Origin of the sequence: Streptomyces sp. NPDC006691 (assembly GCF_042869955.1) — a bacterium.
Classification (GTDB): Bacteria; Actinomycetota; Actinomycetes; order Streptomycetales; family Streptomycetaceae; genus Streptomyces.
This window is the reverse complement of record NZ_JBIAGW010000004.1, coordinates 365,840-390,711: the sequence shown is the minus strand read 5'-3', so window position 1 is coordinate 390,711 and position 24,872 is coordinate 365,840. Positions and strand designations below refer to the sequence as shown.

Annotated in this window: 21 protein-coding genes and 2 pseudogenes; 13 read left to right on the top strand and 10 right to left on the bottom strand. The window is 69.3% G+C overall.

The window, feature by feature from the left end; translation table 11 throughout:
- Positions 1-50 precede the first annotated feature (50 nt).
- Together ACFYNP_RS11900 and ACFYNP_RS11895 are read left to right on the top strand one after the other, a co-directional pair.
- Positions 51-1,028 carry a TetR/AcrR family transcriptional regulator C-terminal domain-containing protein gene (locus ACFYNP_RS11900; protein ID WP_388410118.1) on the top strand — a complete coding sequence of 326 codons (978 nt, stop codon included), beginning with the start codon at positions 51-53 and terminating at the stop codon, positions 1,026-1,028.
- Between the two features lie 790 nt (positions 1,029-1,818).
- A complete protein-coding gene (locus tag ACFYNP_RS11895) occupies positions 1,819-2,061 on the top strand; it encodes a hypothetical protein (RefSeq protein WP_388784908.1) in 243 nt (80 codons plus the stop codon).
- 46 nt (positions 2,062-2,107) lie between these two features.
- Here the strand turns inward: ACFYNP_RS11895 and ACFYNP_RS11890 are convergent, their stop codons facing one another.
- Positions 2,108-2,551 (bottom strand): nuclear transport factor 2 family protein, encoded by a 444-nt coding sequence (locus tag ACFYNP_RS11890; RefSeq protein ID WP_388784906.1) that lies wholly within the window; start codon positions 2,549-2,551, stop codon positions 2,108-2,110.
- A gap of 456 nt (positions 2,552-3,007) precedes the next feature.
- On the bottom strand, positions 3,008-3,229 hold the full coding sequence (locus ACFYNP_RS11885) for a hypothetical protein (protein ID WP_388784904.1): 222 nt from the start codon (positions 3,227-3,229) through the stop codon (positions 3,008-3,010).
- Positions 3,230-3,357: 128 nt separating this feature from the next.
- Between ACFYNP_RS11885 and ACFYNP_RS11880 the strand changes: the two genes are divergently transcribed.
- Positions 3,358-3,816 carry a hypothetical protein gene (locus ACFYNP_RS11880; RefSeq protein WP_388784903.1) on the top strand — a complete coding sequence of 153 codons (459 nt, stop codon included), beginning with the start codon at positions 3,358-3,360 and terminating at the stop codon, positions 3,814-3,816.
- Positions 3,817-4,294: 478 nt separating this feature from the next.
- Here the strand turns inward: ACFYNP_RS11880 and ACFYNP_RS11875 are convergent, their stop codons facing one another.
- Together ACFYNP_RS11875 and ACFYNP_RS11870 are read right to left on the bottom strand one after the other, a co-directional pair.
- Positions 4,295-4,489, bottom strand: a complete 195-nt coding sequence (locus tag ACFYNP_RS11875) for a hypothetical protein (RefSeq protein ID WP_388784901.1) — start codon at positions 4,487-4,489, stop codon at positions 4,295-4,297.
- An 877-nt stretch (positions 4,490-5,366) separates the two neighbouring features.
- Complete coding sequence (locus ACFYNP_RS11870; protein ID WP_388784900.1) at positions 5,367-6,008, bottom strand: GNAT family N-acetyltransferase; 642 nt, start codon at positions 6,006-6,008, stop codon at positions 5,367-5,369.
- A 181-nt stretch (positions 6,009-6,189) separates the two neighbouring features.
- On the opposite strand from ACFYNP_RS11870, the gene ACFYNP_RS11865 reads away from it, so the two are divergent.
- Positions 6,190-6,900, top strand: coding sequence for an alpha/beta fold hydrolase (locus ACFYNP_RS11865; protein WP_388784898.1), 711 nt, complete (start codon positions 6,190-6,192; stop codon positions 6,898-6,900).
- A gap of 322 nt (positions 6,901-7,222) precedes the next feature.
- Here the strand turns inward: ACFYNP_RS11865 and ACFYNP_RS11860 are convergent, their stop codons facing one another.
- The 4 genes from ACFYNP_RS11860 to ACFYNP_RS11845 form a co-directional block, all read right to left on the bottom strand.
- The gene (locus ACFYNP_RS11860) at positions 7,223-7,675 is read right to left on the bottom strand and encodes a hypothetical protein (RefSeq protein ID WP_388784896.1); all 453 of its coding nucleotides are present in this window, start codon (positions 7,673-7,675) and stop codon (positions 7,223-7,225) included.
- Positions 7,676-7,908: 233 nt separating this feature from the next.
- A complete protein-coding gene (locus tag ACFYNP_RS11855; RefSeq protein WP_388410858.1) occupies positions 7,909-8,868 on the bottom strand; it encodes a threonine/serine dehydratase in 960 nt (319 codons plus the stop codon).
- A gap of 290 nt (positions 8,869-9,158) precedes the next feature.
- On the bottom strand, positions 9,159-9,545 hold the full coding sequence (locus ACFYNP_RS11850) for a nuclear transport factor 2 family protein (protein ID WP_388784894.1): 387 nt from the start codon (positions 9,543-9,545) through the stop codon (positions 9,159-9,161).
- A 261-nt stretch (positions 9,546-9,806) separates the two neighbouring features.
- The gene (locus ACFYNP_RS11845) at positions 9,807-11,042 is read right to left on the bottom strand and encodes an MFS transporter (protein WP_388410144.1); all 1,236 of its coding nucleotides are present in this window, start codon (positions 11,040-11,042) and stop codon (positions 9,807-9,809) included.
- Between the two features lie 130 nt (positions 11,043-11,172).
- Between ACFYNP_RS11845 and ACFYNP_RS11840 the strand changes: the two genes are divergently transcribed.
- The 3 genes and pseudogenes from ACFYNP_RS11840 (at position 11,173) to ACFYNP_RS11830 (ending at position 15,411) form a co-directional block, all read left to right on the top strand.
- Complete coding sequence (locus ACFYNP_RS11840; protein WP_388784892.1) at positions 11,173-11,748, top strand: TetR family transcriptional regulator; 576 nt, start codon at positions 11,173-11,175, stop codon at positions 11,746-11,748.
- An 85-nt stretch (positions 11,749-11,833) separates the two neighbouring features.
- Positions 11,834-12,030: pseudogene (locus ACFYNP_RS11835) on the top strand (DUF4287 domain-containing protein); the annotation flags it as partial.
- A 387-nt stretch (positions 12,031-12,417) separates the two neighbouring features.
- Complete coding sequence (locus ACFYNP_RS11830) at positions 12,418-15,411, top strand: BTAD domain-containing putative transcriptional regulator (protein WP_388784890.1); 2,994 nt, start codon at positions 12,418-12,420, stop codon at positions 15,409-15,411.
- 55 nt (positions 15,412-15,466) lie between these two features.
- On the opposite strand, the pseudogene ACFYNP_RS11825 reads toward ACFYNP_RS11830, so the two are convergent.
- Positions 15,467-16,063, bottom strand: a pseudogene (locus tag ACFYNP_RS11825) (chloramphenicol phosphotransferase CPT family protein).
- A 110-nt stretch (positions 16,064-16,173) separates the two neighbouring features.
- Between ACFYNP_RS11825 and ACFYNP_RS11820 the strand changes: the two are divergent.
- From ACFYNP_RS11820 to lanL, 5 genes are all read left to right on the top strand, one after another.
- A complete protein-coding gene (locus tag ACFYNP_RS11820; protein ID WP_388784889.1) occupies positions 16,174-17,061 on the top strand; it encodes a LysR family transcriptional regulator in 888 nt (295 codons plus the stop codon).
- 69 nt (positions 17,062-17,130) lie between these two features.
- Positions 17,131-18,186, top strand: a complete 1,056-nt coding sequence (locus ACFYNP_RS11815) for a tartrate dehydrogenase (RefSeq protein WP_388410156.1) — start codon at positions 17,131-17,133, stop codon at positions 18,184-18,186.
- A 61-nt stretch (positions 18,187-18,247) separates the two neighbouring features.
- Positions 18,248-19,624, top strand: a complete 1,377-nt coding sequence (gene dctA / locus ACFYNP_RS11810; RefSeq protein ID WP_388784888.1) for a C4-dicarboxylate transporter DctA — start codon at positions 18,248-18,250, stop codon at positions 19,622-19,624.
- A 416-nt stretch (positions 19,625-20,040) separates the two neighbouring features.
- On the top strand, positions 20,041-20,196 hold the full coding sequence (locus ACFYNP_RS11805; RefSeq protein WP_388410161.1) for an SflA family class IV lanthipeptide: 156 nt from the start codon (positions 20,041-20,043) through the stop codon (positions 20,194-20,196).
- Positions 20,197-20,389: 193 nt separating this feature from the next.
- Positions 20,390-22,987 (top strand): class IV lanthionine synthetase LanL, encoded by a 2,598-nt coding sequence (lanL, locus tag ACFYNP_RS11800; RefSeq protein ID WP_388784886.1) that lies wholly within the window; start codon positions 20,390-20,392, stop codon positions 22,985-22,987.
- A 16-nt stretch (positions 22,988-23,003) separates the two neighbouring features.
- On the opposite strand, the gene ACFYNP_RS11795 is transcribed toward lanL, so the two are convergent.
- Positions 23,004-23,447, bottom strand: coding sequence for a MarR family winged helix-turn-helix transcriptional regulator (locus ACFYNP_RS11795; protein ID WP_388410861.1), 444 nt, complete (start codon positions 23,445-23,447; stop codon positions 23,004-23,006).
- A gap of 270 nt (positions 23,448-23,717) precedes the next feature.
- Here ACFYNP_RS11795 and ACFYNP_RS11790 point away from each other — a divergent pair, with 270 nt between their 5' ends.
- Positions 23,718-24,848 carry an NADH:flavin oxidoreductase gene (locus ACFYNP_RS11790; RefSeq protein ID WP_388410167.1) on the top strand — a complete coding sequence of 377 codons (1,131 nt, stop codon included), beginning with the start codon at positions 23,718-23,720 and terminating at the stop codon, positions 24,846-24,848.
- The last annotated feature ends 24 nt before the right edge of the window (positions 24,849-24,872 follow it).

The window sequence follows — 24,872 nt, the reverse complement described above, 5'->3', positions numbered from 1 at the left end:
ATTGCCGCTGCTACCCTCTGCACTAGTACAGGACAGGAAAGCGGCAGCACGTGACGAAGACCACAGACACAGTCGGTGATCCGCCCTATCTGCGCATCGTCGCCGCGATCCGGCGGCGCATCGCGGACGGTGAACTCGCCCCCGGGGATCGGGTTCCCTCGACCCGGCAGATCGCCGGGGAATGGGGCGTCGCGCTCGCCACCGCCACCAAGGCCCTCACCACCCTGCGTCTGGAGGGACTTGTCGAGGCCCGGCCCCGGATCGGCACGGTCGTCGCCGGAACGGCCCCCGCCGCGCCGGCCCGCAGGCGCCCGTCACCCGTCCCGGACCCCGAGCAGGAGCTGAGCCTCGACCGGATCGTCCGCACGGCCATCGACATCGCCGATACCGAAGGACTGTCGGCTCTCTCCATGCGCGGTGTTGCGGCACGGCTCGGCGTCGCCGCCATGTCGACCTACCGCTACGTCCCCAGCAAGGACGACCTCATCCTGCTCATGGCCGACACCGCATTCGGCGAGGAGTCCTACCCCGCCAACGCCCCTGAAGAGTGGCGTTCCCGCATCGAACTGAGTGCTCGGATCCTTTGGACTCTCTACCGCAAGCACCCGTGGCTGGCCCAGATCGGCTCCCTCACCCGCCCTCTGCTTGTGCCCAACCTGATGGTCCACGGCGAGTGGGTGCTGCGAGCCCTCGACGGCCACGGACTCGATCCCGCCGAGCTGTTCGATATCCACGTCCTGCTCTACAGCCATGTCCAGGGCCTGGCCGTGCACCTGGAGATGGAAGCGCACGCCGAAGCGGCTACGGGCCAGTCGGAGGACCAGTGGATGGACAGTCGCACCCCCGCTCTCCGGGAACTGGTGGAATCCGGCCGCTTCCCGACCTTCACCAAGGTGGTCGGAGCCTTCGAGGAAGACGGCTATGACCTGCGTCTCGATGCTCTCTTCGAATTCGGCCTCAAGGCACTCCTCGACGGCCTGACTTCCATCGTCGAAGGTCAGGAAGCTGTCACGCAGACACAAGAATGAGTTCATCGAGGACCGGACCCACGCCCCGCGAGGTCGACCCGGCCGTGGGCGGCGTCCTGGAAGGAGCCGTAGTCGGCCGCGCGGTCGGTGCGCCACATCTCCTGATCCGGCAGGTCAGCGCTACCTCGGCGCGGCAGGTAGGCGCGGTTTCTGCGGGAGGCCCACGCCTTGCTCCGCCCGTACCGGATCGGGACGAACAGGCACGTCTCACCACGGCATTCCGGTCCGGGCCCGGAACCGTATGCCACCGCTCAGCTGCCGACGAGGCCACACGAGTGGGGGCACCTCGTGTTTCCCTCCAACGGCAACGGCAGCGCCAGCACCGCCCACTGCTCTTCAGATCTCCCCGCGGAACCTGACGGCTCGGCCTCGGGCCTCGACGATACGAATCTGGAGCATCTCTTCCGCTGTGTGCGGGGTTGTCGAAGGACTTTGGCCCCTGGAAATTCAAGATCGATTCACCAGATCATGAAGTGACCCGTACCGATGCGCTGTCGCCAAACCGGCTGACCTATAGGGGGGATGCCCACAACAACTATCGCCGACAAGCTGGCGATCAGCCTGACCAAGCAGGACGGAATACGCCTACGACAGGGCCGACGATCCGTTCACGACCTCCGACCTCGCCCAAGTCGTCCATGTCGTCCAAGTCGTCCAGGACGCGCCTCAGTCATCCGCCGACGGACGGCTCCCGTGCCGGAAGCGGGGTGAGCTTCGGCCGGTGCGCCCACGTCACGCGCACCCAGCGCCAGGAGCAGATGTGCGTCGAGTAACCCGAAGGAGCAGCCAGATGAAGCGGGCAGGGACCGTCGGAATGCTGACCGCCATCGTCATCTTCTTCCTCGGCATGCTGATCCACACCCAACTCCGCTCCGACAGCAGCGCCCTCCCCACCTCACTGTTCACCTTCGCCGCCATCGCCGTGCCTGGCGGAGTACTCAACTGGTGGCTCGCACGGGGCCGCCTCCGCAGCACAGACGACTACCGCGACAGCACAGACGACTACCGCGACCGGATCGAGCAGTCCCTGTGAACAACGACCGTTCGATCAGCCAGAGCCGGCCGGAGCCAGGTGGCGTTCACCGATCCTCGGCATCGAACGCCTGGGCAACGCTGAGACTGTCCTCGTAGACATGGTGCCGGGTGACGAGGCCGTCTTCGACAGTCAGATGCAGAGCGAACCGCGCGCGATATGCGCGTCCAGTGGGCCGGGCGGTCTGACGGATCTCGCCGAGCACGACCGCGTCGTCTCCGTCGATGAGGATGCGTTCGACCTCGGTCGCCACGTCTTCCGGCACGTGGTACTCGGCAAGCTCTCGATAGTGGGCGGCCGCGTCGGCCCGAGTGGACCGGTGCCGGATCCATGGCGTGGCAGGGCGGCCGTGTTCGGCCTCCGGCCAGTCGAGCTTCCAATCGCCCTGCTCGGCATACAGCTCCGCAATGCGCTCAGGGTCGCCCTCACCAATTCTGCGCAACAGCTCTTCAACCACACCGCGCGTGTTGACAGTTGTGACTGTGGACATGGCCGCCCTCTCCATCACGATCTCCCCCTTCGACGTAGAGGAGAGACCACCGAGACCAGCCATCGTGCCTATGCGGGCACGCCGGGACGATTACCTCTGAGGTAATACAGCCCCACCACGCAGATCCCGTGCGATACGCGCTCAATCTCCCCTGTCGGCCGCGGCCGGCGCCGACAGGTTCGACCGGTGATCGACATGCGGGTGCTCGGGGGCAGCGGCGCTGTCATAGCTCGGGCCGACAGCGGCGCGGAGTGGACTTCCGCTCCCGCGCTCCGGATCAGGGTCTGTACCCGATGCTCTGGGCCTTGATCTTCCGTTCGGACGATGTCCGTGCGGCCCCAGCTTCCTGAACGACCAAGGCCAGAACAACTACTAGGGGCAGAACACCGACAGACACTTGTCCGACCCCGTCCGACCCCTACGGCCGTCGCCCCCGGACCCGGCCAAGCCAATTATCTAACTACCGGCCCCGTTGTCGTCGTTCCAGCGGGGGTCTGTCCCCCACTCCTCGTTGCGCGCCTTGGCTGTCTCCATCGCGTGGGCGGCCTCCTCTCGGCTTCCGTAGGGGCCCATGCGGTCGGCGCCGCGGCACTGCGGGCCCTGTTCGACCGTCTTGTGCTCCAGGCAGTAGAACCACTCACCGGACGTGCCATCGGCTGACTGCTTGATCTCTGACATGATCCACAAATGCCCGCAGGAAGGCTCGGCAATCACGAGTCCCCCTCCCGAACGGTCTCGGGGACGGGGCGCTGTTCCGCCGAGCGGAAGCCCGCGCGGCACGGCAGTTGCGGTGGCAGGATGTTCGGATGGGAACGATCGATGACGCTGGTGGCAGCGAGACCGTCCGGTACGTGAGGTTCCAATCGCCTCACCGCAACACCCGGGGCCACTTCACCGGCATCTTTGGGCTCGTCAACAACCTGGCACGCGAGGGAAGGCTCTCGGACGAACAAGAGTCCTTTCGCCGCAGCAACAACAGCTGGTACGACATCGCGTACACCGACCCCTCGACCGTTGACCCCACCATCTACGACGACGAGACCAACCCGGGCGCCGCGGCCTGGTTCAAGCCGTCGGCAGCCCATCTCCTCGCTCGGGTGCCTGGTTACCTGGAGATCCTGGCCGCGCACGATGTCAAATGCGTGGTCCTGCGGTCCACAGATCCGGGTCGGGTCATCTACGAGGACGACGTCCAAGTCGTAGCCGTGCCCCACGCATTGGCCGTTCCGGCACGCCCGATCCCCAACGCGATCGCCGGGGATTGACCTGACCCATGATCCGCCCGCGCAGCACGCAAGCAGCACGCAATGGGTGGTCGACGCGGCGGTCATGGTGTCTCGGGAAGGAGCCATGCTCCCACCTCTACGGAGTCACCTCTACGGGGTCCACTTGTTCGCCGTATCCCGATATGGCGCCGCACTTCCTTCAGGGCGACTGGGCCGAGAGGTGCACGCTCTTCAGGACACATCACACATCAAGTGCCATGCCCTGTACGGCTGTTGACGGAGGCATCATCTGTCCGCCCACCTTTCCGTCTCCCCGGGCTCGGCTGGGACGGCCCCGCAGGTAGGCGGTCAGCCTGGCACAAGAGGCGGAACACTGTCGAACGGGCAATCAACCGGCTCACACAACATCGGGCGGTGGCAGCGGCCCGGTACGACAAGTACGGCTTCGTCCGTCTCGGCACCGCCACCACCGCAGCCCTCACGGCTTGGCTGCGCACCTGCCCCCTCCGGACACGGCTCAGCAATCCAGCGTCATCACGACATACAGGCACCCGATGACCGCGACTGCGCACGCGCCGGCCATGACGATGAGCGCGCAGCCGAGCGTCCCCGCGACGCCGGCGATGGCCGCCCAGCCGAGCCGTGTCGCTCGCTCGGCCCGCTGCACCGCGTCGCGGTAGTCGCTGTCGTCGTTCCAGCCGCGATCGGTCATACCCACCCCCGAATCGACCGAACAGCTCGGCCGCACGTCCGAGAGTCCGCCCGCTTGCCGGCCTCTCGCCTCACTGCACATACAGTATCTTGAACGCGTTCAACATTGGAGGAGATTGGAGGGGTGGGGGCAAGGGCCTACGAGTGCCCCGCGTCACCGGACGAGTCCGATGGCCTCAATCTCGATCATCCACTCAGCGTTCGCGAGTGAGGAGACCTCTACGAACGACTCCTGGTGGACGGCCAAGCCTTGCCCCCTGCGCAGCTGTTCGGCAGCACCCGCTACCGTTGCGCCCTCAACGGCAAAGATCACGGGGGACGGCAATGGCCAACGCGAGGAACGAGACTCCGGCAGCGAGCGGGCCACTGGGCACGCTGCCCGGCGTAGTCAGGGCGGGCGCAACCATTGCCCTGCTCGCAGCACTGGCAGCGATCGCTCTCGCTCTCCTGCCGGTGTCGAAGACGGTCAGGGGCCTGGACTCAGACGATCCAAATGGCACCGAAGAAGTCACCTGTGGCTCGGTTCTGGTGCCGTCAAGCGATGACGTCCTGGGCAGCTTCCCCAGCAGGAATGAAGCACTGGCGTGCAACTCTGCGAGGGTTCAGCGGGCTGGTTGGTCGGGCATGGCGCTTTGCGGCTCCGTCGTCGTGCTCGTCTTCGCGCTCCTGATGGGAGACGGGATGGCTGGAGGCCCCGGCACGGGATCACCCCAAACGCCGCGTTCCTTCGACCAGGACCCCGACGAGCAGCCGTAGCCTCAGCCCCTCGTCGTAACCCCCGGCGGATAAGTAGCCACCTGTACGAGGGAGATGGGACCCTCACACGACCACAAGTCGCTCCAGGCCTCGTCGTCATGGTGAGAGTTCTCGCGGAGCGCTCAGAGGCAAGACATGCTCATGTACAGGGCTTGTTCGCCCGATGACGGGGTGCCGTCGTATAGCGCCATGTCCAGTCCGCAGAAGGTGAACCCCATGCGCTGGTAGGCATGGATCGCCGGAGCGTTGATGTTGGTGACTTCCAGCCAGATGTGCCTGGCACCGCGCTCACGCGCGAACTCGGCGGCGTGCCCCATCAAGGTCCGGCCGACGCCCCGGCCACGGTGGGCCGGGTCGACCGCCACGTCCACGATGGTCAGTCGCCGGTTCCAGGAATCGAAGGAGACGACGATGTAACCCGCTAGACACCCGTCGGCGTCGACGGCGACGACGGTACGGAGGTTCGGATCTCCCTCGGCCGCGGGGTCGCTCTCGTCGTTGGTGTCGTCCGGTGGGAAGACCTTGCGGATCGGCGGTTCCACCGGAACCTCCTGCAAGGCGAACACGGTGGCCGCGGTGGACCCGGTGGTCCCGGTGGTCCCGGTCGGCGACCCCGTCGACCCTCCCCCGGTGACGGTCACGTGGAACACCGTATCCGTGGTGAACGATCCGTCGAGTGCCTCGATGGCATCGGTGTCCTCGGGCCGGGCAGTGCGGAACTCGTAGTTCATGCCCTCAACGTGCATGTCCTCAACGGTCGTCATGCCGTAACCCTATTACCGCCCGATAGGCCCAACGCAGCTCGGCCTCGCGGCAGAAGGCCCTCCACCTCAACGGCCCGAGCTGTGGTGAGCGGACCGGGTGCGCGGGCCTCCCTCACTCCGGACGATGTGCATCGAAAATTTTTCCAGCGTGGTTGTCGCGTTGGGCTGCTACGGTGCGGACATGGCGGACTTCGTACTGGTTGCGGGCGCGCGTCTCGGCTCGTGGGCGTGGGACGAGGTGGTGCCGCGTCTGGCTGCGGACGGCCATGGCGTCCACCCGCTGACGCTGTCCGGTCTGGCCGAGAAGCGCGGGGTGCCGGCCGGGCAGCAGACCCACGTTCAGGACATCGTCGACGAGGTCGAGCGTCGGGATCTGCGCGATGTCGTCCTGGTGGGGCACAGCTACTCGGGCATCCCGGTCGGGCAAGCCGCCGGGCGGATCGGTGACCGGCTGGCCCGCGTGGTGTTCGTCGACGCGAGTGTTCCGGCTGAGGGAGAACCGTTCGTTGCCGAGTGGCCGGACGGTGGGGCGGCGATGAGGACATCGCTCGCCTCGAACGGAGGCTTCTGGCCGGTTGCGGCCGCGACCCACTACCAGGGCCATGGCCTGACCGATGAGCAGATCCTTCGCATCGTCAGCAACTCGACGCCGCATCCGGGCCGCACGCTGACCGAACCCGCCACACTGGAGCGGCCGCTCGGCGATCTCCCGGCGACGTACATCAAGTGCACACTGGGTGACCCCGAGGCGGGCGACGACGTGACGAGGCTACTCACCAACGAGCAGTGGCGGCTGATCGAGATGGACACCGGCCATTGGCCAATATTCTCTCGACCCCGCGAACTGGCCCGCATTCTCACACAGTTGGCGCCCGACGCAGCTACGACGTGATCGCCGCTCCACGCGAGCGCTCACCTTTCGCAAGCATGCGACACCCACACCGGCCGGTGCCGGCGTCCGTCCGAGCCAGTCACCGTCGCTCGCCGAGTACGCGTCCGTTCGTCCAGCCGGCCAGGCTCGGACGCGGCAACTCGCCCGAGACCAGACCCGTAGCACTGAAGCCAGTCGCGGTCGGAGTGGTCAACTCGGCGGCGATGCAACGAAGTTCGCGGTACGCCATGTCTGGCGGGCAGGCCACCACACAACCCGCCCGCACGGCTGCTCCATACGCCCCAGCATGTTCGGCCGGCAGCGCGGCAGCCAGCCTGAACTCCTAGAAGCCCGACCCCGAGACGGGCTTCCTGACGCCCTTGCCGCTGTCGCAGACGAGCCCCCTGATACCCGTGGATCCCTTGGGCTTGGCCACGGCCTGCCCGTCCCGGCAGTCGCCGTCGTCGGCCGCGTCGCGACAGCCCTGGAGCCAACGCTCCGGGGAGGCCGCTGCCTTGGGGCCGCCCTGGTCGCGGCGCCACTGCTCGCAGCCACCGTTTTTGAGGAAGCCCTGTGTGCCTCCGGTGGGGTCCGCCTTCATTCCCGCGAGGGCGACCACGTAACCGCCCTCGTAGGCGACGTCCTCGTTGAACAGTGGCTTCTCGTTGAAGGCCGATACCGCCACGGCTCCGAGGCCGAGGCAGACAGCGAGACCAACCGCGAGAGCCAGCAGGAGGTTTCTGCGGGAGGGGCCCTTGTGGGCGGTGTAGTGAGGTGCCTGACCAAGAAGAACCATATGGGTCACTCTGGCATACCGTGACTGTCGTCCCACCGACGACCCCTCCCTCCGCTCACCGCCCACCCAGAACGATGATTCCTGTGGGATCCAGCCTGCGCTCTTGGCCCACCGGGCTTACTGAGCGGACCAGTTGCTCTGACGTGAGGGGCGCAGACCTGAGGTCGGCGTACTCGCCGGGCCGAGGCAGGGAAGGACGAGAGCGCCGCAGCCCCGTCCCTCCCGCGACCGCGTCAGCCCAGCCCGAACTCCTCGGCCCAAGTGGTCACATCGGCGGCCGACGCATTACCGCCGCAGACGACCAGGCCGATCCTGGCGCTCTCGCCGACGTGGTCCAGGACCTTGCGTGCCGCGGGCACCAGGCAGCCGGCGGCGGGCTCGGCCCAGACCTTCGCGTGGTCGGCGAGGTCGAGGGTGCCTTGGACGGCTTCCGCGTCGGTCACGGTGAGGACGTCGGTGACCAGTGCCGAGACGTGTTCATAGGTGAGCTGTGAGGCGCTGGGAGCGCTCAACGTCGAGACGATCGAGCCCAGTTGGACCGGTACCGGTCCTCCGGCGGCCAGAGCCTCCGACATGGCTCGCGCGCCCTCGGTCTCCACGCCCCAGACGCGTACCCCGGGGCGACGCGCACGCAGTGCGGTGGCGACCCCCGAGATCAGACCCCCGCCGCCGATGCTGACGAGTACGTCCGTGAGGTCCCCCGCGTCCTCCGCGAACTCCAGGCCGACCGTGCCCTGGGCCGCGATGACGACGGGGTCGTCGAAGGGGTGGACCAGAGTGAGCCCCTCGGTACGGAGTTCCTCCGCGAGCGCGAACGCTCCGTCCATGGCCTCGGCGAGGATGACGTTGGCCCCGGCGCCCTCGGCGATGCCCACGGCTCGGCGCGGGGCGGACCGGGGCATGACGACGGTCGCCTTGATGTCCAGCGCGCCGGCCATGACCGCGACGGCGATGCCGTGATTGCCGCCGCTCACCGCCACGACACCGGCGGCGCGCTCGGCCTCGTCGAGCGAGAGCAGCTTCGCCGTCGCACCGCGCACCTTGAACGAGCCAGTGCGCTGTAGCAGTTCCAGTTTCGCGGTGACCTGCGCACCCAGAAGCGAGGACAGCCCGGGGCTCGGCATCGTCGGGGTCCGGATGACATGCCCGGCGATCCGCTCGGCCGCGGCTTCCACATCCGCGACAGTGATCAGCACATTCGCCTCCGTCACAACACACGCCCACGGCCGGTCGGCCGCGGTGCCAGCGACTCCAAGGTGTACGCCGCCTACGCACCTCTCCGCAAGCGACGGCAAATCCCCAGCTCATCGCGGCACATCTCCAGCTCAGCCAGCTCACCCCGCTCGCCCCGGCTCGCCCGCGGCGCGGCCGTAGCCGGCGACCGGACGGCGGCGCCGGGCAGGCTCTGCGGGCCCGGAGCGACGGCCGACCGGAAGCGGCGCGCCGCGCGACTCCTCCTTCGCCGTGGCGGCGGTTCCTCCTGCTAGTCCGCGAGCTGGGCCTGGAACACGGAGTGGTTGAAATACGCCTTGGCATCCTGGATGAGGCCGTCCTCGTCCAGCTCGTAGACGTTGATGCCGGACCAGTTCACCGGCCTGCCGTCCAGGGCGACAGCGGCACCGCGCCAGGAAACGGCGACCCACTTGCCGACCGTGTGCGCGTCCAGAGGGGTCAGTCCGAGGAAGGGCTGGAAGTTGGGCAGCACGGAGGCAATGAAGTCCCGAATGGCGGTGCGTCCGAGGACGGGCGGTGTGCCGACCGGGTCGTGGAAGACGCCGTCCACGGCGAACGACTGGGCCCAAGCATCGGCGTCGCCTTCTTGGGAGGCACGGAAGAACTGGAGTACGGCCGGGGGCATGGCAGGGAGCATGAGAGATCCTTCGAGTCTTCGGATGGTCGTGGGTTCTGCGTCTTCGGCTATCTGGGTCGCCACGGAATTCGGGCCTTGGGGCATTCAGGCCTCTGGGTCATTACGTCTGGGCCTCGCGTCTGGGCTGCGCGCCTGGGCCTCGCGTCTGAACCTTGCGTGTGGCCCGTGCGTCTGGGGTTGCGTCGGCGGACGGAAGCGCCGTCGTCCGCGGTAGCCGGAGGAGCCCGCCCCGGGGGTCCGGAGGCAGTCATCGGCCGACGCTCACCGGGCACCCACCACAGAGCGCTTCGCGCCAGGCCCTGTCGAAGCACGGGGTCGGCGCCGGTGCCCCCCAGCCAGATGGACGGCGAGGGCGAGCAGCGCGAGGGCTCCCATGAGCGCGCACACGCCCAGCCAACTCAGCAGGACATAGGCACGGATGCCGAGCCAGGATCCGGCACTGCCGCCAAGGAACGAACAGGTCATGTAGGCGGTGTTGAGCCGGCTACGGGCCTCGGGCCGGAGCGCGAAGATGCGGGCCTGGTTCGCGACCTGGTTGCACTGCACCGCGACATCGAGCAGCAGCAGCCCGGCCAGCAGGGCCGCCAGGCCGGTCCAGGAGCCGACCGTACCTGCGGCCAGGACTGCCGCAGCGGCGAAGGTGCCGAGGATGCACCACAGATTCACCCGGTCCGCGCCGTGCCGGTCCACCCACCGCCCGGCGGCCGGGGCGCAGAACATGCTGGCTGCGCCGATCAATGCGAGCAGGCCCACCGCCTGCGTGCCCAAGCCGAAGCGGGGGCCGGTGATCAGCAGGGCGAGCGCGGTCCAGGCGGCGCTGAAACCGCCGAAGAGGGTCGCCTGGAAGAGCGCCGAGCGGCGCAGCTCCGGTTCTGTACGCAGCATTCGCGCACTGGCGGCGAGCAGCGCGGCGTACCGCTCCCGCGTGGGCGGGGCGGCCGCGGGCAGGGCGGTGTGGAGCACGACCGCCAACAGCACGGTGAGCATGGCTCCCACCAAGTACGGTGCTCGCCAGCCCAGTTGGCCTCCGAGCGCGCCACCGAAGGTGCGGGCCAGCAGGATCCCACCGATCAGGCCGCCTTGCAGGGTGCCGACGACGGCACCCCGGCGGTCGGCCGAGACCAGCCCGGCGGCCATCGGCAGCAGCAACTGGGGCACCACGGTCGCCACTCCGACCACGGCACTCGCCGCCAGCAGAGCACCGGCAGTTGGCGCCAGAGCGGCAGCCAGGAGGGCCAGACCGGTCACGGCGAGCAGCACGGCTGTCAGTCGGCGGCACGGAAGCCTGTCTCCGAGCGGGACCAGGAAGAAGATCCCGACGGCATAGCCGAGTTGCGTCATCGTCGCCACGCTCGCGGCCGTGCCCGGCGTGACGCCGAGGCCGTGGGCGATGAGCGGAGTGAGGGCTTGCGGGAAGTAGACGTTCGCCACGCTCACCCCGCAGGCCAGCGCCATGACCAGCGGCAGCCTTCGGGGCAGTGCCGGTGCTGTGGACATCGGCACTGCGGGCTCATCAGGACAGGGCATCGCAACTCCAAACGAACGAACTAGATGGTTCGAAAGCTGGGGTGAGCGTCGCAGACTTCTCCACACGCCGTCAAACGAACTGGTTCGTTACCATCGATGCATGGCGTACGACTCGAAGGCGACCAAAGAGCGGATCCTGGCGGCAGCGGCTGCGGAGTTCGCCCAGCACGGCGTGGCCGGCGCCCGCGTCGACCGCATCGCCACCCAGGCCACGGCCAACAAGCGCGCGATCTATGACTACTTCGGTGATAAGAAGAAGCTGTTCGCCGCGGTCCTGGAGCACCTCATGGCCGACCTCGCCGAGGCCGTACCGCCCGGTGACGAGGACCTGGCCGCCTATGCCGAGCGGCTCTTCGACTACCACCGAGCACACCCCGCGGCCTTGCGCCTGCTCATGTGGGAGGCACTCGAACTCGGCGACGAGCCCGTACCCGGAGAAGAAGCTCGCACCCGCCACTACGAGGACAAGGTCCGTGCGGCCGGGTCCGCCGACTTGGACAGCGCGGCCCGCGACCGGTTGTTCTTCACTCTCGGCCTGGTCGGATGGACCCTTGCCATGCCGCAGCTCCGCCGCATGATCCTCGGCCCCGAGCACACACTTGACCAACTGCGACCCGCCATCGCCGACGCGGTTCGCATGCTGCCAGGACGCGACGGAGCCGGCGCTCAGGACTGACCCGAGCGCCTGGGGCGCCACCCACCGAATGCCGTGGCGGACGGACCTCAGCGGCGTTGTCAGTGCTGGGTGTCATGCTGCGGTTATGACTGAATCCGTGAAGGGCCCGGCCAGCTACTTTCCGTGATCGAGAAGAAGTACGGCCGCCCGGCAGCCGCGTGGAAGAACCTCATCCGGACGTCACCGCTGTCCCAGCACATGGAACTGGTCACTTGGCTGAAGACCGAGCACGGCATGGGGCATGGCCACGCCAATGCCCTGGTGGCCCACACCCTCGCGGAGGCCGCGCCGCCCGCGGACGGGAAAGAGGGACCCTGGGCAGAGACGCCCGCGAATCCACCTGTGCATGCCGGCGTCCTCAGGCCACCACACCGCGATGCTGCGGTGGCGGGAAGGGCGGCAGTGGCCTTCTGCCGTCGCCTTCGACGAGCGTCGGGGCCACCGACGCCCCCAGGGGACGAGGAGAATGCCTCTGCCCCCCGCATACCGGCCCGGGTGCTGCCCCGGTACCAGGCGTAGGCACTCCCCTGGCTCACTGCCCGTCCGCTCGTCGTCGGTGAACCGTGCTCGGGTGACCCTATGGACACGCGTCCGTCGACCGTCCTAGATTCGTCCTAGTGCGAGGTCAGCCGGGGGTTGGGCACCACATCGTCACGTGCCGGGGGGAACATGAAATTCGGCCTGCTGGGGCCGTTGCATGCCCAGATCGCCGAACGCACGGTCCCGTTGAACGGACCGAGGCAGGCCAAGATGCTGGCTGCCCTGCTGATCGACGCCAACACCATCGTCTCCATGGAGCGGCTGGTCGCCGTCATGTGGGACAACGACGCGCCCGCCACCGCGGTCCGCCAAGTCCAGGACGCCGTTTCCGGGCTGCGCCGCAATCTCGTCGCCTGCGGAGCTCCCCGTTCTTTGATCAGCACGCACCGCGGCGGCTATGAGATCCATGTGGCGCGCGTTCAGCTCGACCTGCTGGAGTTCGACCACGAGCGGAACCTGGCCCAGCGAAGTGCGACCCCGCTTGAGCGGGCCGGCGCGCTGCGGCGGGCACTGGCCTGCTGGCGCGGAAACGCCCTGGTCGACGTCTCCGGCGGGGTCCTGGAGATCGAGGCGGCGCGGTTGAACGAAAGGCGCGCGGCCACGCACAAGCAGTGTCTGGCCATCGAACTCGGCCTCGGGCGCCATCGGGAGGTCATCGACGAACTGACCGATCTGCTGCGCGAGCACCCGTACGACGAGGAAGTCGCCCAGCACCTGATAGTCGCTCTCTACCGGTGCCGGCGACAGGGCGAGGCGCTGCAAGCGTACGAGCGGTTGCGCCGGAAGCTGGCGGACGAGCTCGGCGTCGATCCCACCCCGCCGCTCCAGGCCCTGCATCAGCGCATCCTGACCGCGGATCCGGCCCTGATGGCCCCGGACCCGGGTCCAGTTCCAGCCTCGGCTTCAGCATCGGCTCAAGCTCCCGCCCCCGCTCCGGATCCGGAGACCCGCGCCTCGGGCACGTCATCGGGGACCCCTGTCGCAGCGACCGCCGGTACGGCCATGGCGATGCCCGTACGTCAACTACCGCTCGACGTAACCGACTTCGTGGGACGCGACGAGGCGCTGGCCGAACTCGCCGGGCTGCTCGACGGGTCCCCGGCGCACCGGGCGCCGGTGGCTGTCGTCGTGGGCGGTCCCGGTGTCGGCAAGTCCTCGCTGGTGACGCACGCCGCCCGGCTGGCGAGCGCCGGCTTCCCCGACGGCCAGCTCTACCTCAACCTCGCGGCGACGTCGGACGAACCGCGGGACCCGGGGCTGATGCTGGCCGAGGCCCTGCGCGCGCTCTCGATCGCCGGCAGCGCGATACCGAACAGCCTTTTCGAGCGGGCGGCGCTCTACCGGTCGTTATTGGTGGACCGGCGCATGCTGGTGGTGCTGGACGACGCCGGCGGCGCCGACCAGGTACTGCCGCTGCTGCCCGGGGCCGACGGCTGCGCCGTCCTGATCACCAGCCGCACCCTGCTGACACAGCTCCCCGGCGCGCGCCACATCGACCTGGACGTGCTCAGTCCGGCCGAGGCGCGGGAGTTGTTCACCGGGATCGTCGGGCGGCAGCGGGTCGAGCGGGAACCTGGTGAAGCCGACGCGATCCTCGACTGCTGCGGCAACCTGCCACTCGCCATCCGGATCGCCAGCGGCAAACTCACGGGCCGGCCGGCCTGGTCCCTGCGGGTGCTCCGGGAACGGATCGAGGATGAATCCCGGCGGCTGGCCGAGCTGCGGATCGGGGACCTCAGTGTGCGCGCCAGTGTCGAGCTGAGCCTGCGCCTGCTGCCGGCCGACGCGGTGCGCGCACTGGGTCTGCTGGGCCTGCTGGGCGCGTACACGCTGCCCGGCTGGGTGGTCGGCCCGCTGCTCGACCGCCCTGACGGAGACGAGGTGTTGGACACCCTCGTCGACGCCAGCCTGGTGCGGCTGATCGCCACCGACGCCCTCGGCGAACCGCGTTACCGGCTGCATGACCTGATCAGGACCTGTGCCGTGGAGATCGCCGCCCCGCTGGCGACGGCGGACAAGCGGGATGCGATCGTCCGGGTGCTGTCCGTCTGGCTCGACCTGGTCAGGCGCGGCACCGACCGGCTGCCGGGCGGGCTGCTGGCCGCCGCGCGCGGTTCGACCCCGGGTCGGTCACTGCCCGACGCGGTGGTGGACCGCCTCATGGTCGATGCGTTCGGCTGGTTCGACGCGGAACGCGACAACCTGCTCGGCGCGGTGAAACTGGCCGTGGACTGGGGCCTGGACGAGTTGGCCTGGGAACTCGCGGCCGGTACGGCGACCTACTACGACCACCGGTGCGTGTACCAGGACTGGCAGCACGGGCACCGGCTCGCGTTGGACGCGACGGAGGCCGCGGGCAACGCGCCCGGCGCATCGGTGTTGCTGCGCGGCCTTGGCCAACTGCACATCTATCAGGACGAGTTCGACCGGGCCACGCACGCTCTCGAATCCTCCATCGAGCTGTGCCGGGACATCGGGGACAAGCGCGGCGAGGCGCTGTCGGTGGCGATGCTCAGTACGGTCAGCCGGGTGCAGGGCCGTGACGACGAAGCGCTGGAACGCGTGGAACAGGCGCTGGCCATCGCGGTGGGTGAGGGTGACCGGCACATCGAGGCGCAGTTGTCCTGTTCCATGGGCGTGATGCGACTCATGCAGGGCGACCTCGACGAGGCGGAGTCCTGGTTCACCGGTGCCCTGCGGCTGGCCAGGGCGCTGGACGACGAGCATCGGGTGGCCGTCGTGCTGCGGCGCTTCAGTAGGCTGCACGATCGGCGCGGCGATCCGGACGAGGCGCTGCGGTGTCTGCGGCAGGCGCTAACCACCTTCGAGAAGCTGGCCGATGAGCGGTGTGCCGGGTACACGCTGCTCGAAGTCGGCCGCGTCCACGCCGGCCGGAACGACCGGGTCCAGGCGGGCCCGGCGTTGGAGCGGGCGGCTGGGCTTTTCCACCGGCACGGCGACCGCCAGGACGAGGCCACGTGCTGGCAACTGGTCGGCGATCTGGACGCGGCGGCCGGATATCATCACCTGGCCCGTCAACACCACGAGCGGGCACGGCAGTTGTGGCAGGCGATCGGAGATATCAACCGGACGAATACTCCGGCGCAACCGTCGTCACCGTGAGGGCGCCCCGTAGTGAGCCGCTCGGCAACGCGGCTGCGACGACACGGTCCATTCCTTACCGGGTTCGCATGTCACCCAGGGCAGTTGGTTCGCAGTCGGCCTCCAGGTAGCGCGGCCGGAGACGGGCGAAGGCGGTGGGTGCCGGACGCCGGGGAAGGAATTCCTTGATCAGCTCCGCGCATGCCCGCGGGCTCGCCGCGCTGGTGTCGCATTCGATGTCGTAGTCGCCGTGCTGATGGACCAGGTCGTACTGCGACGCCGCCAGACCCGGGGGCCGATCGCCGCGCGCCTGCTCCCTGCGGGTCAGCTCGTCCAGGGAGCAGCGGATGCCGACGAACAGGACGTCCTGCGGGGGAAGCACGCTCAGGCAGTCGGTCAGCCGCCATGGTTCGCTGAGAACGTGGTCGACGACCACGTCATTGCCCACCCCGGCCATGGCGGCGATCGATCGGTGGAATCCCATCCTCGTCCGGCGCAGGGCCGCATCGAGGTCTCCCTGCGCGAGGTTCCGCTTCGTGCGCATCGCGTTGAAGCCGTCGACCGCGAGGTGGAAGAAGACTCCGTCGTCCAGGATGTCGAGCAACTACCGGGCGATGCTCGACTTCCCCGAACTGGACGTGCCGTTGAGGAAGATGATCCGTCCAACTGCCATGCGGACATGCTCACACGGGGTCGTCCTGCACGGTACTCCGGGATCCGGCCCGCCGTCCCCCACCAGGAGCCGCGGGTGGTGGGACGGCGCCCTGGCGCCAAGATGTGCTTATGGATGTTCGTCAGCTGGAGTACTTCCTCGCGATCGTGGACCACGGGGGTTTCGGCCGGGCCGCTTCGGCCCTCTACCTCTCGCAGCCTTCATTGTCCCAGGCCGTGCGGGCCCTGGAACGGGACCTGGGCAGCAGCCTGTTCCACCGGATCGGGCGCCGGGCCGTGCTCACCGAAGCCGGCACCGCGTTGATCGAGCCTGCCCGGGCCGCCGTGCGCAGTCTGGAGACGGCCCGCGCCAGGGTTGCCGCGGTGCACGAACTCCGCGACGGGCGCTTGGACATCGCCGCCATGCCGTCCCAGGCGGTCGAACCACTCACGACCATGATCCGCGGCTTCAGCGCTCGATACCCCGGCGTGTCGGTCAGCATCCGGGCCGCCTTCACCTCACGCGATGTGATCGACATGGTGCGCACCGGCGCCGCCGAGCTGGGTCTCCTCGCCACATCCGGTCCCCTGCCCACCAAGGAGGTGATCTCGCAAGCCGCGGGTGAGCAGCGTTTCGTGCTGATCGCTCCGCCCAACGGCCCTTTTTCCAGGGGCAGTTCAGTGCAGTGTGAGGAGCTGGCGGGACAGCGGCTGATCGTCGGCCAACGCGGCACCGGGATGCGCGCGTACGTCGACGGGCTGCGCGAGCGCGGGATCGTTTTCACCATCGCGGCGGAGACCGAACACCGGGTGGCGATCCTGCCGCTGGTCCTCGCGGGCGTCGGCCTGGCCGTCGTCACCGAGTCCTGGCGCACCATGGCCGAGCGGGCCGGCGCACTCGTCCTGGACATCGAGCCGAAGTCGACACTTCGGATCGCCCTGGTCGGTCGCCGCGCCGAGCGGTCACCGGCCGCCGATGCGTTCCTGGCCTGCGCCCTTACCCCGGCCGAGCGCTCATAAGCAGGCCCTATGAGGCAGATCGGCAGAGCGTCTTGGACGGGCCTGTGGCCCGGTTGCTGCAATCGGGCCATGACCAACCACCACATCGCCCTGATCCCCGGCGACGGCATCGGAGTCGAGGTCCTGCCGCCTGCACAGCAGGTGCTCGACGCCGTCGGAGACCGCCACGGCTTCGGCTTCTCCTACACCTCCTACGACTGGTCGTGCGAGCGATACGTCCGCGAGGGCGCGATGATGCCCGACGACGGCCTCGACCACCTGCGCGACAAGGACGCCATCCTGCTCGGTGCGGTCGGATACCCGGGAGTCCCCGACCACGTCTCCTTGTGGGGACTGCTGATCCCGATCCGGCGCGGCTTTCGCCAGTACGTCAATCTCCGCCCCATCCGCGTCTTCGAGGGAGTCGACAGTCCGCTGCGTGGCGCCGGCCCCGGAGCGGTCGACTTCGTCGTCGTCCGCGAGAACGTCGAGGGCGAGTACAGCGAGATCGGCGGTCGGCTCAACCGGGGCTCTCCGGAAGAACTGGCCGTACAGGAGGCCGTGTTCACACGCGCGGGTGTGACCCGCGTCCTCGACTACGCCTTTGAACTGGCCGCCCGCCGGAGCGGAAGACTCACCTCGGCCACCAAGTCCAACGGCATCGTGCACACCATGCCGTTCTGGGACGAGTTGGTCGCCGAGCGCGGCACCGATCACCCGCAGGTGACGTGGGACCAGGAGCACATCGACGCGCTGGCGGCCAAGTTCGTCCTCGATCCGGCCCGTTTCGACGTGGTCGTGGCCTCCAATCTCTTCGGCGACATCCTCAGTGATCTGGCGGCCGCCGTGGCCGGTTCCATCGGGATCGCGCCGGCCGCCAACCTCAACCCCGAGCGCGCCTTCCCCTCCATGTTCGAGCCGGTCCACGGCTCCGCCCCCGACATCGCCGGGCGCGGCATCGCCAACCCCCTCGGGGCGATCTGGTCGGCAGCGCTGATGCTCGACCATCTGGGCCACGGTGAAGCGGCCAAGGACGTCACCGATGCCATCGCCGCCGTGCTCGCCAAGTCCGACGTTCGCACCCCCGACCTGGGCGGCAACGCCACCACCGCCGAATTCACGGACAAGCTCCTCGGGCTTCTCTGACACACGCGCGGCCGGGGTCGCGTCCCGGTTGCGTCCACGTTCCCCGACGAGGAGAAACGCCATGGCAGCAACCGCACCACCTGCCACTCCCGCCGCACCGGCGGAGAAACCACGGTCCAAGCCCTGGTTCCGGCAGCTGTACTTCTGGGTCCTGATCGCGATCGTCGCCGGCGTCCTGACCGGCTGGCTCCGGCCGTCCGTGGGCGTCGCCCTGGAACCGGTCGGGAGCACGTTCGTCTCCGCGATCAAGATGCTGATCACGCCGATCGTCTTCCTCACGATCGTCGCCGGCATCGGCGGCGTCGACAGCTTGCGCCGGGTCGGCAGGGTCGGAATGAAGTCCCTGGTCTACTTCCAGGCGGGGACGCTGGTCGCGCTGGCCGTGGGCCTGACCGCGGTGAACCTGTTCCAGCCCGGCTCCGGGGTACACGCGCACCCTGGTGAACTCCATCTGTCCGGCGACGCCGCTCAGTACGTCAAGAGCGGAGAGCACCAGAGCTGGTGGCACTTCCTCACCGACATCGTGCCCTCCAGCGCCATCGGAGCGTTCGCCGAGGGCAACATCCTCCAAGTCATCTTCTTCGCCGTCCTGTTCGGCGTCGCACTCAAAGCCGTGGGGCCCGTCGGAGTGACGCTCGTCGACGGCGTCAACCGGCTGAGCACGGTCGTCTTCAAGATCCTGCACTACATCATGCTCGCCGCCCCCGTCGGCGCTTTCGGCGCCATGGCCTTCACCATCGGCAAGTACGGCGTCTCGACGCTGACCAGTCTCGGCCGCCTCATCGGCCTTTTCTACGGCACCTCCCTGTTCTTCGTCATCGTCGTGCTGGGCGGTGTCCTCGCCCTCCTGAGGATCAGCGTGTTCAGGCTGCTGCGTCACCTGCGCGAGGAATTCCTGATCGTCCTGGGCACCTCGTCGTCCGAGAGCGTCCTGCCCCGCGTCATGGTGAAGCTCGAAGGGCTCGGCGTCCGGCGCGACATCGTGGGCCTGACCGTGCCGACCGGATACTCCTTCAACCTCGACGGCAGCTCCATCTACCTCTCCCTGGCCGCCGTCTACATCGCCCAGGCCACCGACACCCCGCTCACCCTCGGTCAGCAACTCGGCCTGCTCGCCGTCATGATCCTGACGTCCAAAGGCTCCGGAGGCGTTACGGGCGCGGGGTTCATCGCCCTGGCCGCCACGCTCTCCAGCGTCGGCACCGTCCCCGCCGCCGGCATCATGCTGGTCTTCGGCATCGACAAGTTCATGTCCGAATGCCGTGCCCTGACCAACCTCGCCGGCAACAGCGTCGCCACTCTCGTCGTCGCCCGCTGGGAACGCGTTCTGGACACCGAACGCGTCAACCGGGTCCTGCGCACCGGAATCCCCGAGCCCGACGCCGAACCGGACCGCTCCCCGCGGGCCGACGCCACCCCTGCCCTCGCCAAGTCATGACCCCCGCGCCCTCGCTCACAGGCTGCGCGCGGTGATGTCGCCGTACGCGGTGGTCGCATGGATGTGAGGAGAATGAACCGCGCGGCTATCAGCGGCGCCTCACTGCGGTTTCAGCCGGTTTCACGTGGAACACGGCCCCGGCCGGAGCGGCGTCGACCGACCTCGCACTCCGCCGGGCCGCGCCCCGTGTCCCCCTGGTCTCCGGCCTGGTCTCCGACTGCTTTCCGGCCTGTTTCCGGCCCGATTTCCTGTCGGCTTTCTTTTCGACGGGCTTGGGTCCTCGCCCCAGTTCGGCTGTAGTGGCTCGTGCTGTTCGAGCCGACGGCGCATATGCCGTCGACCAGTGCACAGCGCCCTGTACGGATGCAGGACGCGCTCACCTGTGCATCTCACCGGGACAAGCAGAAAGGATCGCCATGAGCCCCTTGGAGCTCCAGATTCGCGAAGCGGAACCGCTCGACATGGAGGAGCAGCTCATCGAGTTCGAGGACGACGCGGACGCCGGTCGCCGCATCGAGGCCTGCCTGGCCGACCCGTGGCCCACGGCCACCACCCGGGTCGCCTGCGACTGAGGCCCGCCCGCTGCGGCCCCCTTACGGCCGCAGCGGCACGGCACTCCCTGGCACAGCAGCAGAAACGGGCCCCCGCCCGACACCGTGGCGAGCGGGGGCAGGGACCAGGACCCGGACAAGGACCAGAGCTGAGGCGTGAAAACGGGAAACAGGAACCGGGAACGGGAACGGGGACGAGGGGAAAGGGGCACACATGCGACCGGCCCGCCGTGACGAGGTACAGGACCTGGCCCCCGACGCCGCCGTCCTGCGGCGACGCCTCGAAGATCTGCTGGCCGGAGCCCCCCGGCGCCTCGCATCGGACGAGTACTGGCTCTATCTGCTGGACCCGGACATGCCCGTGCGCGAGCACGGCTGGAAGCTCCACATCTCCACTCGCGCCGAGGAACTCCTCGACACGGTGGCCCTGATCGTTCCGGTCCTGCTGCGTCACACCTGCGACGCGAAGTTCGCGGTCAGCCCCTCCGTGCTGCGGGACCTCAACGGCGGCGAGCGGCACCCCCACCTCGTTGGCAAGGCAGCCACCGTCTATCCGCGCGACCGGGATTTCGCGACGCTCGCCGAGGAACTGGCCGACGTCCTCAAGGGTCGCACCGGCCCCCGCGTGCTCAGCGACCGGCGGGTGCGGCCCGGCTCACCGGTGCACTACCGGTACGGGCCGTTCCGGATCGATGCGCCCACTGGTCGAGCGTCCGTCCTGGTCGGCCCGGCCGGCCGGACCTTCACCGCCCAGGGAGGTGCCCGTTACCGCCAACCCCCTTGGGCCACCGACCCGTTCGGCCGTCCCGCCCCCGAGGCGGTTCCTGTCGCCCGGCTCGTCGGTGGCCGCCATCGGATCACGGCGGGCATCGTGCGCTCACCACGTGGGGATGTGTACCGGGGCATGGACACGACGACCGGCGAGCGGGTGGTCATCAAACAGGCCAGGCCGTACGTGGCGGAGGACGAGCAGGGGGTCGACGCCCGGGGCCGACTGCGCCACGAGCACCGGGTGCTGCTGGCCCTCGACGGTACGGACGGCGTGCCGGGTGTCGTCGACCACGTGAGGCACGGTGACGACGAGTACCTCGTCATGACCGACTGCGGGCCGGCGGACCTGCGCCGCGATGTACTCGACAAGGGGCCCTACGCGGCTCGCGGTGACCGGGCGGCCGCAGAACTCGCTTTGCTGGCAATCCAGTTGATGGTCATCCTCGATGGCGTCCATGACCGCGGGGTGGTCGTCGGCGACCTCAAACCGCGCAACGTGGTGCTCGGTCCCGGCGGAGTCGCGAGGCTCGTCGACTTCGGGATCAGCGCCCTCGACGGCTACCGCCCGGCCGGCGGGACACCCGGCTACTCCCTCCCGGTATACCGTCCCGGCGCCCGACCCGAGCCCGCCGACGACCTCTACGCGCTGGGCGCCACGCTGCATTACGCGCTCACCGGCATGGACCCGGTGGTCGTCGACCCCGACCACACCATCAACCGCGACCGGACGCTGGCATGCCTGGCCACCGCCGCGCCCGGCGCCGCCCTGCGGCCGCTGCGTGACCTGGTCGGCGGACTGATGAGCTTCGATCAGGACGAACGGAGCACCGCCGCAAGGCGGTTCGCGGCGGGCCTGCCCGCTCTGCCCGGCAGGCGTGGCACGCCGTCCGTACCGCGTCCCTCCCCCGGGCTCCTGGACGAGGTGATCGGCCACACGGTCGCAAGGAGCGTGGACGCGGCACCGCGCCTGTGTGCCGGGCCCGGCGCCCATCACCCCGGCTCATCGCTCACCCTGTACGCGGGCGCGGCAGGCGTCGGTCTGGAACTGCTGCATCACCTGGACCGGCCCGGCGTGCCGCGGGCCGTTGCCGAACTGGCCGACCGGACCGCCCGGCATCCCGAACTGCCCCGGCTGGGCGCGGCCCTGTACATCGGCCGCACCGGCGTCGATCTGTTCCTGGCGGCGGCCGCACGACCCGTCGGGGTACCGCCCTCCGATCCGGCCCCGTCCGACGACACCGGCGACCAGATCGGAGGGACTGCGGGGACCGGCACGGGCCATTTGATCCTGGCGGGCCGTGCCGAAGCCGACGGACGCCCCATCGACGCGGCCCACCATCTCGCGATGGCGGGCGACTGCGCCTACGCACTCCTGGCCCGGCAGTCCGAGGTGCCCGGCACGGCCGCGGAACCCGCGCGTCCCGCGGCCTCGTCGGACGCGGCGTACGAACTCGGCTTCGCCCACGGCGCGGCGGGCATCATCCATTTCCTGTACGCGTATCAGCGCGTCACCGCCGACCCGGTGATCCGCGCGGCCGCCCTCACCGGCCTCGACGGTCTCGCTGCCCGTGTGCCGGGTCTGCTGGCCACGGCCGGACGCCCCGAAGCCAGCCGTCGCTACGGCTCCTGGTGCCGGGGGCTCACGGGCGTGGCGGCCCTCCTGGTCGAAGCGGGCAGCGGCGAACAGCACCGCGAGTGGCTCGCACTCGGCCTGGGCTGCGCCCGCGCCTGCCACCGGATCGCCCCGCGGATGAGCCTGGTGTCGCAGTGCTGCGGACTGTCCGGCGTCGGCGACCTTCTCGTCGATGCTGCGGTCGCCACGGGGGACGAGGAGATGTGGCACGCGGCCGAGGACGTCGCCGCACTGATCCTGGCCCGTAGCGGCGGCGCCTGCCTGCCCCTGTTTCCGGACAACTCACTGATCGGCTCCGACCTGGCATGGGCGACCGGCGGCACCGGCGTGCTCACCTTCCTGCGCCGGCTGCGCGACCGCGGCGGCAACCGCCTGTGGGCGCCCGCGAGCCCCCGCACCGGACCCTGACGGTCCACCTCGTGGGTCACGCGGAGCACGTGCCCCCGTGCGCCTCCTCCGCGCGCGGCCAGTCCCGTCCTTCCAGGGCCTCCGCGCTGCGATTGAGCCGGACCAGGACGTCCGCCAGCTCCCTTATCTCCTCCGGGGACCAGTCGGCGACCACGCGGGCCAGGCAGGCCCGGTTGACCTCGCGGTCCGCTTCGAGCCGGCGCGCCCCTTCCGTGGTGATGCGCAGCTTGCGCGCCATGCCGCCGTCCGGGCAGGGGACGCGTTCGGCGAGTCCGCAGCGCAGCAGTGCGGCCGTCTGGCGGTTCACGGTCGAGGTGTCGAGCCCGAAGGCATCCGCCAACTGACCGATGGACATGGGGCCTTGGGTGTCGATCCGGCTGAGCAGCAGATAGGCCGACCGCTCCAGACGTTCGGGGTCGCGTTCGCGCCGGGCGAGCACCTGGTGTCGTGAGAGCAGCATCAGCTCCCGCTCCAGCTTTTCCAGCACGTCGCCTCCCACTCCCTAGGGCACTTCATTATGGCCGACCCACGGACGCTCGGGCCCACGGACGCTCGGGCCCGCGGACGCTCGGGCCCGCGGACGCTCGGGCCCGCGGATCGGGGCCACACGCGTGCGGTGGACGGCGCGGGGCCGGACCCGAGTCCCCGCAATATGCATGATACATACTGTGTGTACTATGCACTTCTCGTTGTCACCCAGCGAGCCACAGCCTCACCCCGGAGGACCCGCATGACCGTCACCCCGTCCACCGCAGCACGCGCGGCCGAGATCCTGTCGCGGCCCGTCACCCTGAACGGCCTCACCGTCCCCAACCGCGTGGCGATGGCTCCGATGACGCGGATGTTCTCCCCCGACGGAGTTCCCGGCGAGGACGTGCGGGCGTACTACGCCAGCCGTGCCGCCGCGGGCGTGGGTCTGATCGTGACCGAGGGCACCTACGTCGGGCACGAGTCCGCCGGGCAGAGCGACCGGGTGCCGCGGTTCCACGGCGAGGACCAGCTGGCGGGGTGGGCGAAGGTCGCCGCGGCCGTCCACGAGGCGGGCGGCACGATCGTCCCGCAGCTCTGGCACATCGGCATGGTGCGCAAGCAGGGCGAGGCCCCCTACCCCGAGGCTCCCGCCGTCGGCCCCTCGGGGATCCGCGTCGACGGTACGGAAGGGACCGGCAAGGCGATGACCCTCGCCGACATCGACGACGTCGTCGGCGCGTTCGCGGACGCCGCCCAAGAGGCGCACCGGATCGGCTTCCACGGTGTCGAACTGCACGGCGCCCACGGCTACTTGCTCGACCAGTTCCTGTGGGAGCGCACCAACCGCCGCACCGACGCCTACGGGGGTGACGCGGTGGCCCGTACGAAGTTCGCCGCGGAGATCGTGGCCGCGGTCCGCGAGCGCGTCCCGGCCGACTTCCCGGTGATCTTCCGCTACTCGCAGTGGAAGCAGGAGGCCTACGACGCCCGGCTCGCACAGACTCCGGAAGAGCTGGAGGCGATCCTGACCCCGCTGGCGGCCGCGGGCGTGGACGCGTTCCACGCCTCGACGCGGCGCTACTGGCTCCCGGAGTTCGAGGGCTCGGACCTGAACCTGGCGGGCTGGACCAAGAAGCTCACCGGTCGGCCGACCATCACGGTCGGCTCGGTCGGCCTCGACGGCGACTTCATCCGCGCCTTCGCCGGTGAGGGTGCGGAGCTCGGTGCCATCGACAACCTTCTCGACCGCATGGAGCGCGACGAGTTCGACATGGTCGCCATCGGCCGGGCTCTGCTCCAGGACCCGCAGTGGGCGGCGAAGGTCCTCGGCAACCGCTTCGACGAGCTGACGGCGTACGACGCGTCGGCACTCAAGTCGCTCAGCCACTGACCACAGGCCGGCCGTGCGGAGACG